The sequence below is a fragment of the Arthrobacter sp. MDT1-49-2 genome (genome assembly GCF_059090185.1).
This window is the reverse complement of the sequence record NZ_JBNHFK010000006.1, coordinates 131738-145119: the sequence shown is the minus strand read 5'-3', so window position 1 is coordinate 145119 and position 13382 is coordinate 131738. Positions and strand designations below refer to the sequence as shown.

Below are 13382 nucleotides of genomic sequence, written 5' to 3'. Positions count from 1 at the left end.
CCCCTTGGCGGTGATGCGTCAGGCCGTTAGGCGTGCTGGCCCTCGTGCTCACCTTCGGCAATTTCCTCAACGAGCTTGTCGTTGAACGCCGGGAGGTCGTCCGGGTTGCGGCTGGTGACCAGGCCCTGGTCCACCACCACTTCCTCGTCGCTCCAATTGGCGCCGGCGTTCTTCAGGTCGGTCGCGAGGGTGTGGTAGGAGGTCATGTCACGGCCCTTGACCACGTCCGCTTCGATCAGCAGCCACGGACCGTGGCAGATGGAGGCCACCGGCTTGTGTGCTTCGAAGAAGGCCCGGGCGAACTTCTGGGCGTCCTTGTCCACGCGCAGGAAGTCCGCGTTCACGACGCCGCCGGGAAGCACCAGCGCATCGAACTCCTCGGCCTTGGCATCGGCAACATTGAGGTCAACCGTAAAGGTCTCGCCCTTGTCCACGCCGTCGAAGCCCTGGACGGTCCCCTGCTTGGGTGAGACGAGGACCGGCTGCCCGCCGGCATCCTTCACGGCCTCCCACGGGCTGGTCAGCTCAATCTGCTCCACCCCGTCCGTGAGGAGGAAGGCAACCTTCTTACCGGAAATATCGTGCTCTGCCATGGTGTCTCCGTTCATTCAGCCGCGGGCCGGGGTGCCCCGGGACCGCGGCGGTGCTTTACGGTTTCCGGAAGCCCTGCGGCCTCCGCTGTACCCACCTTATGAAAGGTTGCTGATAATCAGCAACCTTATTTAGCCCTGCAAGAACTCGGCCGGCGGCAGCCTCCGCACAACGTCCTGCCGGGAGACGGCGTTTTCCGGGTCGCCTACAGTCCCTCGGCGACAGCAGCCGCTGCAGCCAGCCAGGCCCGCCGGGCGCCGGGTTTCAGGGAATCGTAGCGGATCTGGCCCTTGCGCAGGGCCGGGTCATACGGGATGGTCACGGCGGCGCGGGCCAGCTGGCCGAAGCCGTCAGCCACGCGGCGGGCCTGGCTGTCCGTCCCGTTGCGGTCCGATTGGCTGACGATAACGACGGCGTTACGTGCCAGTTCCGCATAGCGGCCGCCCCGTGCTGCCAGCGCCTCAAGCAGCAGTGCACCGGCTTCGGCATGCTCCTCGACCGTGGTGGTGGCGATGACCAGCTGGTGCGTGTGGTCGATCATCCGCAGCCACCGCTCGGCACTTTCGTCGTTGCCCGAATCCACGATGTTCAGGCGGAAGTATTTCGAAGCAACCTCGTGCAGTGCGTCGAAGTCCTCGGCGGTGATCTTTTGTTCCGAGGCCAGGACGTCCGGCTTGGAGCGCAGGACGTCGAACTTGTCCTCGATCTGATGATGGACAAAGCGTGCAAGGAGGGCCGACTGCGCCGACGGCGACAACAGGTCCGCGGTTTGCGGCAGCAGGTCCATGACCGTCGCTTCATGCGGACCCTGTTCGGTGCGCCAGCCCAGGGTGCCGCGCGTTTCGTTGTTGTCCCATGCCAGCACCGGGCCGCCGCCGTTGCGGGCGAAAACCGCGGCAAGCATCACCGTGCTGGGTGTCTTGTTGGCCCCGCCTTTGCCGTTGACCACCGAAACGGTCCGGGGACCGGGCCAGTGCTGGCTGACTGCGCGCATATCGCGGCGTTCCGCGAGTTCGTCAGCGGACGGGCCAACCCGCATCCCCAGGCCGGCCAGCAGGCCGCGGAAACCCTTGGTCGCCGGGATGGCAGCGGGCTGCAGGTCCAGGAAGGATGCGCGCCGGCCCTCCTGGCGGCTGCGTTCAGTGCGGGCCTCGGCGCGGCTGACCGGCTGATGCGCCGGTTCCGGGTTCCCCGCCCACTCGCCGTCGTCGGCCGGATCGGCTTCCTGCGGCGTGTAGTTCCCCTGCGGCGCATAGTTTTCCTGCAGCGTGTAGTTTTCCTGCAGCGCGTAGTCCTCCTGCACGGGATCGACCGGCCCGGCCACGGGCAGGCGTGCCGGCTCCGGCATGCCTGACGGCAGGGGAGGCAGGGTTGCCACGGATCCCGCCGGGCTGAAGCCCGCTTCCTGCTGGGCTTCGCCGGCGGCAGGCGGGATGACCGGGGCCGGGAATTCCGGCAGGTACTCCCCCGACAGGCCGCCGGAATGGAACCCGCTCTGCGCCGCGCCGTCCGCGCTGTGTCCGAAACCGGCGTCAGCACCGGCGCCGGTTCCGCTGCCCGCAGACCGGCCGGTCTCATATCCTTCGCCAAGACCGTGCGCCCCCACGCCGGCCTGCTCCTCACCCGCGAACCCGTCGATGCCGTTCAGCCCGGCCTGCCCGGCCTCGTGTCCGTATCCGGAAACTTCCTCCGCCCCGCCCAGCGGCGGTTGGTTCCACCACTGTGCAGCACTGTCCGTGACCGTCTGGGCCCGCAGGCCGCGCCGGGTGGGCAGGTCATTCTCGTCGGCGGCGGGATGGGGGTAATTCTCAGTCATGGATGGTCTTCGTCTTTCGTTCCGTGGGGGTGGCGATTGATCTGGACGGGCCCGGCCCTGATGATCCATTGTTTCCAATGTTTCGGATGTTTCCAATGTGTTGAGACGCAGGCACGGGATGAAGCAACCGGGCATGGGCAGCGCTCGCCATTCCCATCCCCGACGCAATCCGGGCAAACAAAAAGGGCAGGCATGGAAGTTGCAACTTCCATGCCTGCCCTGATGTGTAGCGGTGGGGAGGCTCGATCTCCCGACCTCACGATTATGAGTCGTGCGCTCTAACCAACTGAGCTACACCGCCATAAATGAGTAAAGCCCGCGTCATCTAAAATGGCCTCTGCAAAACAAACAGCCTTAGCAACGCGGGCCCTCCCATTGAGAGCCCCGACCGGGAATCGATCCCGGGACCTCCATCTTACCAAGATGGCGCTCTACCACTGAGCTATCGGGGCAACGACATAAAACTCTACCAGCACTTTTCTGGAAGATGAAATCGAAAACGGCGAACGTGACAAGAGCCACTTTCGCACCCCCTGCACCATGGTCTCGGCCCGTTATGGAGGTAAACTACGGGGCCGTTTTCTCAGTATGCTTAGGCTACGAGAAAGCGAGGGCACGTGAATACAGTGCCGAACCAGGATTCTGACGGCCTCTTCCTAGGTGGAAGATACCGGCTCCTGAACCAGATCGGGGCCGGTGCAATGGGCACCGTCCACCGGGCCCGGGATGAATTCCTTGGCCGCGACGTGGCGGTAAAGATCATCCGCCCCACGGCAACCAGCGAATTGGACCTGCGGCGCAGCGATGCCGAGGCCAAGATTCTGGCGCGCCTGAACCACCACAGCCTTGTCACCCTGCTGGACGCGGGGTCGGACACATCCAATCCCCGGTACCCGTTGATCTATCTGGTGATGGAACTGGTCGAGGGACTGGATCTGCGGGACCGGCTTCGGCGGGGTCCCCTTCCGCGCCGCCAGGCAGCGCTGATCGGCTATGACCTGGCGCTGGGCCTGGACTACATCCACGGCAGCAACGTGGTGCACCGGGATGTGAAGCCGGCCAACGTCATGCTGTTCGATTACGGCAGCGACGATGCCCGGATCCGCGCCAAGCTCACCGACTTCGGGGTTGCCCTGGTGGCCAACGAGCCGCAACCCCAGCACGGCACTTTCTCCGGCACAGCCGGATTCATGAGCCCCGAGCAGGCCCGCGGAGAGGAAGCCGTCCCGGCCAGCGACGTGTACTCCCTGGGACTTGTCCTGCTCCAGTGCCTGACCGGGAAGCAGGCGTTCCCCGGACCGGCGCTGGAGAGTGCCCTGGCACGCCTCCTGCGCGACCCTGAGATTCCTGCAGCCCTCGGAGAGGACTGGGTGGCCCTCCTGCGCGCCATGACCGCCCAGGACGCCGCAGAGCGCCCCGCAGCGCTGGACGTCTCCAGGGTGCTGTACGACATGATCGTCGCCGCCCGCGGGCGGCACCGCGTGGATCCTGAGCTGCTGCCGGACAATGAGGCCCAGCGCATGGACGCCGTCCGCCGGTATGACCTGCTGGACACTCCCCCGGACGGCGCCTTTGACCGGGTCACGGCGCTGGCCTCCCGGATCTTCAATGTTCCGGTGGCGATTGTCAGCGTGGTGGACACGGACCGGATCTGGTTCAAGTCCCACCACGGCACGGAGGCCACGGAAATCGGCAGGGACCCGGGGCTGTGCGCCTCCGCCATCCTTCAGGACGGCGTCTATGTGGTCGGCGATGCCCGGCAGGATCCCCGGACCCTGTCCAACCCGCTGGTGGCCGGCGAGTTCGGCCTTCAGTTTTACGCCGGCGTACCGCTGGAAACCAGTGACGGATACAACCTGGGCACGTTCTGCATCCTGGACACCAAGCCCCGGAGCTTCTCCGCCGAGGAAGCCGGCACACTGGCGGATCTGGCGGCCATTGTCATGAATGACCTCGAGCTGCGCCTCGAAAGCCGCCGGGCAGCCCATGCCGTGGAGCCCGCGGCCGGATAGCCGTACCTCACCCGGCAGCAGATACAGGAAGGGCGCCTCCCGAAGCGGGAGGCGCCCTTCCTGTATCCGGCCTACGGCCCGGGCCGGCGCCGGAGTCCCGGCGCCGGGTGTTTCCTAGTCGCGGAAGCGGGGCTTGCGGGCTCCGGTACCGGCGCTGTCGCGGAATCCGCCTTCACGCTTCTTGTACGGGCGGTCGCTGCCGCGGTCACCGAAGGAGCGCTCGCCGTCGCGCTTCTTGAAGTCCTTCTTGAACCCGCGGTCGGCACGGTCGTTGAAGCTGCCGCCTTCGCGCTCACGCGAGGGCTTGCGTCCCTTGTCCAGTTCCAGGTGGATCAGCTCTCCACCGATCCGGGTGCGGGACAGGGCACGCAGCTGGTCCTTGGACAGGTCTGCGGGCAGCTCCACCAGGGTGTGGTCGGCACGGATATCGATGCCGCCGATCTGCGCCGAGGACAGGCCGCCTTCGTTGGCAATCGCACCCACGATGGAGCCGGGAAGGACGCGCTGGCGGCGTCCGACGGCGATCCGGTACGTGGCGTTGCCTTCGGTCAGGGGGCGCGTCGGGCCGCGTGAGCCGAAGCCGTCTCCCCGTCCTTCGGACCGTTCGCGCTGGCGGGCCGGAGCCTGCGGGATTTCCTGCAGCAGCAGCGGACGCCCGCCCTGGGCCATGACGGCCAGTGCTGCGGCGACCTTTTCGGCGGGAACGTCCTTCTCGGCAATGTACTTCGAGATCAGGTCACTGAAGATGGAAACGTCCTCGGAGGCGAGGGTTTCAGTGATCTTCTCGGAGAACTTGGCCAGGCGCTTCTCATTGACTACGTCAACGCTGGGCAGCTGCATGTGCTCAACCGGCTGGCGGGTGGCCTTTTCGATGGCCCGCAGCAGGTACTTCTCGCGCGGGGTCATGAACAGGATCGCGTCGCCGGTGCGGCCGGCGCGGCCGGTACGGCCGATGCGGTGCACGTAGGACTCGGTGTCATGCGGGATGTCGTAGTTGACGACGTGGCTGATGCGCTCGACGTCGAGGCCGCGGGCGGCAACATCCGTGGCAACCAGGATGTCGATCTTGCCGTCACGCAGCGCCTCGACCGTGCGTTCGCGCTGCTGCTGCGGGATGTCGCCGTTGATGGCGGCAGCGCTGTAGCCGCGGTCCTTGAGCTTGTCAGCCAGGTCCTCGGTGGCAGCCTTGGTCCGGACGAACGCAATGACGCCGTCGAAGTCTTCGGTCTCCAGGATGCGGGTCATGGCATCAAGCTTGTGCGGGCCCATGACCTGAACGTAGCGCTGGCGGGTGTTGGCGCCGGTGGTGGTCTTGGACTTGACCGTGACCTCGGCGGGGTTGTTCAGGTACTTCTTGGCAATCTTGCGGATGGCCGGAGGCATGGTCGCGGAGAAGAGGGCAACCTGCTTCTCTGCAGGCGTGGAGGACAGGATCTGCTCCACATCTTCGGCGAAGCCCATGCGCAGCATCTCGTCGGCTTCATCCAGCACCAGGTATTCCAGGTTGGACAGGTCCAGGGAGCCCTTGGCGATGTGGTCGATCACGCGGCCCGGGGTGCCTACAACAACCTGTGCACCGCGGCGCAGGCCGGCCAGCTGGGGGCCGTAGGCGGATCCGCCGTACACCGGCAGCACGGTGATGCCGTCCATGTGGGCGGCGTAGGAGGTGAATGCCTCGGCGGACTGCAGAGCAAGTTCACGGGTGGGAGCGAGCACCAGCACCTGGGTGTCCTTGGTTGCCGGGCGGCCGGCCATCAGGGACAGGGCGGGAACGGCGAACGCTGCGGTCTTACCGGTGCCGGTCTGGGCCAGGCCCACGACGTCGCGGCCTTCAAGCAGCAGGGGAAGGGTGGCAGCCTGGATGGGTGACGGCTTGACGTAGCCGACATCCTTCAGGGCTGCGAGGACGCGCTCGTCCAGTCCGAAGTCGCTGAAAAGAACAGTGTTCTCTTCTGCTTCGGGGGCGGCCGCAGCGGTGCTCTCGGCGTTTTGGGTGTTTTCCAGCGTGGCTTCAGACAAGAGGTAATCCTCATTCAATCGGGGACCGGGCAACCAGGCGGCTGCGGGACGTAAGTCCGGCGCTGTTGCAATCCCAGGCAGGACTTTCCGTCACAGCTGTGGGCCGATTTCACTGGATTGTGCCTACGACCGGTGTGACGATTTCTTTGCCGGCGCTCCCCAAAAGATGAATCTGCCCGCATATGATGCGGGCCCCAACACAACGTACCGTACGGTTTCTGCGACTAATCGATGACCCGTAGGAAAATAAGGGAATACCGGAGTGGGGGATGCGTTCCACTGTACGGCATCGGGGCGGCGGGTGGCCATTCGGGGGCGGTGAGCTTGGGCACAGCACCCATCCGGGGGCGGCTCAGGCGCCTGCCGCGGCTGCCCTGACGGACAGCGTGCGCAGCGCCTTGAGGATTTCCGGTGACAGCGTGACCTCCCGCGCACTGGCGGAAGCCTGCAGGGCAGCGGACTGTTCCGGGTCCAGGCCACGGAAAACGTCCAGGACACGGACCCCGTGGCCGGGCCGGCTCAGGACCTGCACCGGGTCTCCGGCCGCGATACTGCCGCGCCGGCGCACCCGCAGGTAGGCACCCACGCGCCCTTCCTCCGCGAACCGGCGCGCCCAGTTTGGCACACCCATGCGGCGCTGGAAATTGCGGCAGGGCGTGCGCGGGCAGGTTACTTCCAGCTCGACGTCGGCCCCGATCCGCCAGCGTTCCCCAATCAGCGCCGTAGTGGCATCAATGCCGGCCAGGCGCAGGTTCTCACCGAAAAGACCGGCCGGAATGTCCCGTCCGAGTTCCCGCGCCCAGAAGTCGGCGTCCACCTGTGAATACGCGTAGACCGCCTTGGATTCCCCGCCGTGGTGCTTGCGGCTGGCCTGCAGGTCTCCGGTCAGCCCCAGGGGGTGCACCTTCACGGCTCCGTCCACCGGACGCTTGTCGATGGCGGTGACGCCGGTGGCGTCCTTGGTCGGCAGCAGCCCGTGCACCACGCAGACAGCCAGCAGGGAACCGGTTCTCATGCCAGCAGTCTAGGGCTGCGGTTCGGCCGTCCGCATCAGCCCCGGCGGGGTGTTGCGCCACCAGTCCCGCGGGCGGCTTCGCCAGTAGGCAACCAGCCACCAGGCCAGCAGCCCCGCACCCCAGAAAACCCCGATACTGGAAGCCATCAGCCAGGGCTCGGGAATCTGCGAGTCCAGGTTGGGTGAGTTGAACAATTCACCGATCGTCTTGGGCGAATAAACGAAAATAACCAGCGCGGACAGCAGCAGGGCCTGGCCGGTGATCTTCAATGTCCGCGCTCCGGAAGGCAGGTCCAGCAGGTTCCGCGCCAGGACGGGAATGAAGAGTGCCACCCACACCCAGTGGTGGGACCAGGACACGGGGGAAATCAGCAGCATCAGCAGTGCGGTGGCGGCCAGGGCGGTGAAGGTCTGCCCGCGGTTACCGGCAATGCGGATCACTACGGCGGCGGCGGCCACGCACAGCAGTGAGAGGATCAGCCACGGGAGGTCGACCGGGAAGTCGGGGCCGCCGAAATGGAGGATGACACCCTTGATGGAAAGGTTGTCCACGTATCCGGCGCCGCCAATGCGGGAGGTGTCAGGCAGCAGATCCGTCCAGTAGGTCCGCGATTCGCGGGGAAGGATAAGGAACCCCAGGCCGAAGGTCGCCAGGAAGCCGTAGGCCATGTTCCGCAGCCCGCGCCAGTCGCCCCGCGCGAGGAAGTACAGGCCGAAAACCAGCGGCGTCAGCTTCAGGCCGGCCGCGACGCCGGTCAGCAGTCCGGTGGGCCAGCCTTCCCGCTTGTTCACGAAATCCGCCATGATCAGCCCGAAAAGCAGGATATTGATCTGTCCGAAGGCCAGCGTCTCGCGCCAGGGACCCAGCACAATGATGACTCCGGTGCCGGCGATGGCCAGGGCGCGAAGCCAGGGCTGGCGCAGCACGTCGCGGACGCTTTCACGGCGGAATACGTACCTAACGGCCCAAACCGATGTTGCGGCGGCAATGCCGAGCGAGATACCCGTGAATATGTTGATGCCCAGGTTCTGCCCGAACGGAGCGAGCACCGCAAAAAGGAGCGCGGCAAAGGGCGGATAGGTGAAGAGCAGGCTGCTGTCGGCGTCGTACTGGACCGACTTGGTATACAGCTCCCCCGCGGCGTCCAGAACACTCTGCCCGCCGGAAAGGTACACGCGGAAATCCAGGCCGTGGCGCGGCGATAGATCAAAAGCTGTCCATACGAGCAGCCCGGCAACTGCCAGCGCCCCCAGGGTCGCAGCGGTCCGCACGACGGCGGATCGGTGGATCTGGCCCATTGTTCTCCCTGTTAGCACCGCAGGCCGCGCGTGTGGCGCCACATAGCGTGTCTTTTTTGCGATCTTGATGTGGCCTTAGTCTACCGGCCGGCTGTCCCGGCCTGCTCCCCGCCGGGGCAGGCGATAGGCTGGCCGAAGACGAACAGTGCAGCGAAAGGTACGCCATGTCCCCCGCGCTTTTGGCCCTCACCAATGCCCGTGTGGTTCCCGTCACGCATCCGCCCTTCGACGGCACCGTGCTGATCGAGGACGGACGCATCAGGGACCTTGGCCCGGATGTGGCGGTGCCGGCGGATGCGCAGGTGATCGACGCCGGCGGAAAGTGGCTGCTGCCGGGCCTTGTGGATGCCCACACGCATCTCGGTGTCCATGAAGAAGGAGAAGGCTGGGCCGGAAACGACTCCAATGAGATGACGGACCCGGTGATGGCCGGTGTGCGTGCGATGGATGCCGTGAACCCGTTCGACACCGGATTCGACGACGCCCTTGCCGGCGGAGTGACCACCGCCAACGTGAACCCGGGTTCCGGCAATCCGATTGGCGGGCAGGCCGTAGCCCTGCACACGCACGGCCGCTATCTGGAGGAAATGATCCTGCGTGCACCCAGCGGCCTGAAATCCGCCCTGGGCGAGAATCCGAAACGGATCTACAGCGAGAAGAAGCAGACACCGTCCACCCGGCTGGGTACCGCGCTGGTGATCCGGCAGGCGTTCATGGATGCGCAGAACTACGTTGCCAAGGCGGACCCGGACGCGCGGGACCCGCATTTGGAAGCGCTGGCGATGGTGCTGCGGCGCGAGATTCCGTGGCGGCAGCACGCCCACCGTGCCGATGACATAGCCACCGCGCTGCGGCTGGCCGACGAGTTCGGTTACGACCTGGTGCTGGACCACGGAACGGAGGCGCACCTGCTGGCCGACGTCCTGGCCGAACGCGGTGTGCCGGTGCTGATCGGCCCGCTGTTCACCACCCGGTCCAAGGTGGAGCTGCGCGGCCGCAGCATGGCCAATCCCGGGAAGCTGGCTGCAGCCGGCGTGGAGATTTCCATCATTACCGACCATCCGGTAGTGCCGATCAACTTCCTGATCTACCAGGCGGCCCTGGCAGTGAAGGAAGGGTTGGACCGGGACGAGGCGTTGCGGGCAGTCACCATCAATCCGGCCCGGGTACTCGGCCTCGCGGACCGGCTGGGTTCCCTCGAACCGGGCAAGGATGCCGATCTGGTGCTGTGGAGCGGAGATCCCCTGGACGTCATGCAGCGCGCGCTGACGGTGTGGATTGGCGGCCGGGAAGTCTACCGCTATGACGAGGACGCCCGCGAGCAGAGGGTGGCTCCCCGCTGATGCGTCCAGGCAACATTTCTCCGGCTCCCGATGCTCCGGGCACTCCCGTCCGCACCCCGGTCCGCACTCCCCCGCCGTCGATCCTGCGGGTCGCTGCCGCTACCTGGCTGGTGGCCGCAATCCTGCTGGCCACTGCCGGCATTTCCTTCATTGTGTCCGCGCGCACCCAGCATCAGGACAGCACGGCGCTGATCCTGCTCGGCTCCCTGGTCCTGGTTCTGTCCGCGGTCAGCGTGTACAGCGTCCTGCGGCTGCGCTCGGGTAAACGGAGTGCACGGGAAACGCTGACCTCCATCGCCCTGATCGCCGGGTTCCCGCTCCTCTTCCGCGGGCCTGCCCTGATTGCCGTGGGCGTAGTCCTCCTGGCATCCGCGGCACTGCTGTGGCTGCCGGCGAGCAACCGCTTCTTTCAGCAGCGTGATCCCAAGAAGCGCGCGGCGGGGAAGCGCGGGTCCGTCAAGGCTGCGCCCCGGCGGCCCGGCTCCCGCTAAGGCACCACGCCCCGGCCCGCGCTGGGACGCCGGCCGGGACGTCGGGCTAGAGCTGACCCAGCGCGGAGTCCAGGTCCGCGATGAGGTCCTCGATGTCCTCAATGCCCACGGAGAGGCGCAGCAGGTTCTCCGGAACAGCCAGGTCCGTGCCCTTGACCGAGGCATGCGTCATTTCCGAGGGGTAGTTCATCAGTGACTCCACACCGCCCAGGGATTCGGCCAGCAGGAACAGCCGCGTGGACTCCGCCACCTTCCGTGCGGCGGCTTCGCCGCCCTTGAAGGACACGGACACCATGCCGCCGAAATCCTTCATCTGGGCCTTGGCCAGGTCGTGGCCCGGATGCTCCTCCAGCCCCGGATACAGCACGTTCTCCACCGCGGGCTGTTCGCGCAGCCAGCGGGCCACGGCCATGGCGTTGGAGGAGTGCCGGTCCATCCGCACGGCAAGGGTCTTCAGCCCCCGCGTCGTCAGCCAGGCCTCCATCGGAGCGGAGACCGCACCCACGGCGAACTGGATGAAGCCGATTTTTTCCGCCAGGGCATCGTCATTCAGGATCACCGCCCCGCCCACGGCATCCGAGTGTCCGCCGATGTACTTGGTGGTGGAGTGCACCACGATGTCCGCCCCCAGGGACAGCGGCTGCTGCAGGTACGGGGACGCGAAGGTGTTGTCGACGACGAGCAGCGCCCCGGCGTCGTGTGCTGCCCGGGCGGTGGCAGCGATGTCGGAGATCTTCATCATCGGGTTCGACGGCGTTTCCAGCCAGACGAGCTTGGTGTTCGACGCCGCGATGGCCGAGGCCACGGCCTGCTCATCGGACATGTCCACCGCTGCATTGGTGATCCCCCACGCGCCCAGCACCTTGTTAATCAGGCGGTAGGTGCCGCCGTAGGCGTCATTGCCCAGCACAATGTGGTCCCCCGGGGCCAGCAGTCCGCGGATCAGTGCGTCCTCGGCAGCGAGTCCGGAGCTGAACGAGAAGGCGTGCCGGCCACCCTCCAGGGCGGCAAGCTGCTCCTGCAGCGAGTCCCGCGTGGGGTTGGTGCCCCGGCCGTATTCGTAGCCGTTGCGCAGTCCGCCGATTCCGTCCTGGGCATAGGTGGTGCTCTGGTACAGCGGCGGAATCACCGCACCGGTGGTGGGATCGGGTGCCTGCCCCGCATGGATGGCGCGGGTGCTGAAGCTCGTCATGGTTTACTCCTTGGAGCCGGCGGCGCGGCCGGCGGGTTGATGCGTAGGCGCAACCGTTCCGGCAGCCCCGGAACGCAAGCGGCTGTGCCGTTGAGAGGCTCTACCGGTGAAGGGCTCTACCGGTTAGAGGCTTAGGTACGAAAGTAGGTCGTGCCGGGTGAGCATGCCAACGGCCGCGCCATCGGAGGTAACCATGACGGCGTCGGCGTCCTGCAGTTTCTCCCGGGCGGCGTCCACCGAATCGCCGGCACCCACAAGCGCGGGCCGGGCGCCCATGTGTTCACTGATCCGGTCGGTGGGCTTGGCCTCGCCGCGGAACAGCTTCTCTGTCAGCGAGCGCTCATCCACTGAGCCCAGAACCTCTCCGAGGACCACGGGCGGTTCCTGCGAAAGCACCGGCAGGTAGGAGACGCCGTATTCATTGAGGATGGCAATGACGTCGCGGACGGTCTCGTTCGGGTGGGTGTGCACCAGATCGGGCAGCGATCCGTTCTTGGTGGCCAGGACGTCCCGGACGGTGGCCTGCCCGCCGTCGTCCTTAAGGAACCCGTAGGAGCGCATCCACTCGTCGTTGAAGATCTTGCCCATGTAGCCGCGGCCGCTGTCCGGCAGCAGGACCACCACGACGTCGTCCGGCCCCAGGCCGCGGGCCACCTCCAGTGCCGCCACTACGGCCATGCCGGAGGAACCGCCTACCAGGAGGCCTTCTTCGCGGGCAAGGCGGCGGGTCATCGCGAAGGAATCGGCGTCCTTCACGGCAACCACCTGGTCGGGGACGGACCGGTCATAGTTGTCCGGCCACATGTCCTCACCCACGCCCTCCACAAAGTAGGGCCGTCCGGTGCCGCCAGAGTAGACGGAGCCGTCCGGATCAGCGGCGATGACGCGCACCGGCCCGGAGGCACGGTCCGCCGAGATTTCCTTGAGGTAGCGTCCGGTGCCGGTGACGGTGCCCCCGGTCCCTGCACCGGCCACAAAGTGCGTCACCCGCCCATCGGTGTCCGCCCAGATCTCGGGTCCGGTGGATTCGTAGTGGCTTGCGGGCGCGGACGGGTTGGAGAACTGGTCCGGCTTATAGGCGCCGTCAATCTCGCGCACCAGCCGGTCCGAGACACCGTAGTAGGAATCCGGGCTGTCCGGGGCGACCGCGGTAGGGGTAACCACTACTTCGGCGCCGTAGGCCCGCAGCACGTCACGCTTCTCCACGCCAACCTTGTCCGGCGTGACGAAGATGCATTTGTAGCCCTTTTGCTGGGCCACCAGAGCCAGTCCAACGCCGGTGTTGCCGCTGGTGGGTTCCACCACCGTGCCGCCGGGCTTCAGTTTGCCTTCACGCTCCGCCGTATCAATCATCTTCACGGCAATGCGGTCCTTCACGGAGCCGCCCGGGTTCAGGTATTCCAGTTTCACCAGGACTGTGGCGCTGATTCCCTCGGTCACGTTGTGCAGCTTCACCAGAGGTGTGTTGCCGATCAGGTCAATGACGGTGTTCGCATACTTCATGTGCCCCACGTTACTTCTTATCCCGTCTCCGGACAGCGGGGGCGGAACGCGGCGTAGCAAATCCCACACCCGCCCGGACCTGCGGGGAACGCAGGACCGGG

Annotated in this window: 10 protein-coding genes and 2 tRNA genes; 3 read left to right on the top strand and 9 right to left on the bottom strand. The window is 66.3% G+C overall.

The window, feature by feature from the left end; translation table 11 throughout:
• Positions 1–26: 26 nt before the first annotated feature.
• The 4 genes from AC5RTS_RS10170 to AC5RTS_RS10155 all read right to left on the bottom strand — a co-directional run bounded on the left by AC5RTS_RS10170 (position 27) and on the right by AC5RTS_RS10155 (position 2859).
• On the bottom strand, positions 27–593 hold the full coding sequence (locus tag AC5RTS_RS10170; protein ID WP_493991944.1) for a type 1 glutamine amidotransferase domain-containing protein: 567 nt from the start codon (positions 591–593) through the stop codon (positions 27–29).
• A 203-nt stretch (positions 594–796) separates the two neighbouring features.
• Entirely contained in the window at positions 797–2407 is a 1611-nt protein-coding gene (locus tag AC5RTS_RS10165; RefSeq protein WP_493991943.1) for a MinD/ParA family ATP-binding protein, read from the bottom strand.
• A gap of 227 nt (positions 2408–2634) precedes the next feature.
• Positions 2635–2708: transfer RNA gene (locus AC5RTS_RS10160), tRNA-Met, on the bottom strand.
• A 79-nt stretch (positions 2709–2787) separates the two neighbouring features.
• A tRNA-Thr gene (locus AC5RTS_RS10155) sits at positions 2788–2859 on the bottom strand.
• Positions 2860–3024: 165 nt separating this feature from the next.
• Here AC5RTS_RS10155 and AC5RTS_RS10150 point away from each other — a divergent pair.
• Positions 3025–4419 carry a protein kinase domain-containing protein gene (locus AC5RTS_RS10150; protein ID WP_493991942.1) on the top strand — a complete coding sequence of 465 codons (1395 nt, stop codon included), beginning with the start codon at positions 3025–3027 and terminating at the stop codon, positions 4417–4419.
• Positions 4420–4533: 114 nt separating this feature from the next.
• Here the strand turns inward: AC5RTS_RS10150 and AC5RTS_RS10145 are convergent, their stop codons facing one another.
• The 3 genes from AC5RTS_RS10145 to AC5RTS_RS10135 form a co-directional block, all read right to left on the bottom strand.
• Complete coding sequence (locus AC5RTS_RS10145; protein ID WP_493991941.1) at positions 4534–6438, bottom strand: DEAD/DEAH box helicase; 1905 nt, start codon at positions 6436–6438, stop codon at positions 4534–4536.
• A gap of 352 nt (positions 6439–6790) precedes the next feature.
• Complete coding sequence (locus AC5RTS_RS10140; protein WP_493991940.1) at positions 6791–7453, bottom strand: MOSC domain-containing protein; 663 nt, start codon at positions 7451–7453, stop codon at positions 6791–6793.
• 9 nt (positions 7454–7462) lie between these two features.
• Positions 7463–8752 carry a glycosyltransferase 87 family protein gene (locus AC5RTS_RS10135; RefSeq protein WP_493991939.1) on the bottom strand — a complete coding sequence of 430 codons (1290 nt, stop codon included), beginning with the start codon at positions 8750–8752 and terminating at the stop codon, positions 7463–7465.
• A gap of 164 nt (positions 8753–8916) precedes the next feature.
• Between AC5RTS_RS10135 and AC5RTS_RS10130 the strand changes: the two genes are divergently transcribed.
• Entirely contained in the window at positions 8917–10095 is a 1179-nt protein-coding gene (locus tag AC5RTS_RS10130) for an amidohydrolase (protein ID WP_493991938.1), read from the top strand.
• Complete coding sequence (locus AC5RTS_RS10125) at positions 10095–10586, top strand: hypothetical protein (RefSeq protein ID WP_493991937.1); 492 nt, start codon at positions 10095–10097, stop codon at positions 10584–10586. The genes AC5RTS_RS10130 and AC5RTS_RS10125 overlap by 1 nt, the downstream gene beginning before the upstream one ends.
• Before the next feature lie 46 nt (positions 10587–10632).
• Here AC5RTS_RS10125 and AC5RTS_RS10120 read toward each other — a convergent pair whose 3' ends face one another.
• Positions 10633–11778, bottom strand: a complete 1146-nt coding sequence (locus tag AC5RTS_RS10120; RefSeq protein ID WP_493991936.1) for a cystathionine gamma-synthase — start codon at positions 11776–11778, stop codon at positions 10633–10635.
• A 123-nt stretch (positions 11779–11901) separates the two neighbouring features.
• Entirely contained in the window at positions 11902–13281 is a 1380-nt protein-coding gene (locus tag AC5RTS_RS10115; protein ID WP_493991935.1) for a cystathionine beta-synthase, read from the bottom strand.
• Between the last annotated feature and the right edge of the window lie 101 nt (positions 13282–13382).

Coding starts and splice junctions, on each gene's coding strand:
- AC5RTS_RS10170 (WP_493991944.1), bottom strand. CDS start 593: ATGGCAGAGCACGATATTTCCGGTAAGAAGGTTGCCTTCCTCCTCACG.
- AC5RTS_RS10165 (WP_493991943.1), bottom strand. CDS start 2,407: ATGACTGAGAATTACCCCCATCCCGCCGCCGACGAGAATGACCTGCCC.
- AC5RTS_RS10140 (WP_493991940.1), bottom strand. CDS start 7,453: ATGAGAACCGGTTCCCTGCTGGCTGTCTGCGTGGTGCACGGGCTGCTG.
- AC5RTS_RS10135 (WP_493991939.1), bottom strand. CDS start 8,752: ATGGGCCAGATCCACCGATCCGCCGTCGTGCGGACCGCTGCGACCCTG.
- AC5RTS_RS10130 (WP_493991938.1), top strand. CDS start 8,917: ATGTCCCCCGCGCTTTTGGCCCTCACCAATGCCCGTGTGGTTCCCGTC.
- AC5RTS_RS10125 (WP_493991937.1), top strand. CDS start 10,095: ATGCGTCCAGGCAACATTTCTCCGGCTCCCGATGCTCCGGGCACTCCC.
- AC5RTS_RS10120 (WP_493991936.1), bottom strand. CDS start 11,778: ATGACGAGCTTCAGCACCCGCGCCATCCATGCGGGGCAGGCACCCGAT.
- AC5RTS_RS10115 (WP_493991935.1), bottom strand. CDS start 13,281: ATGAAGTATGCGAACACCGTCATTGACCTGATCGGCAACACACCTCTG.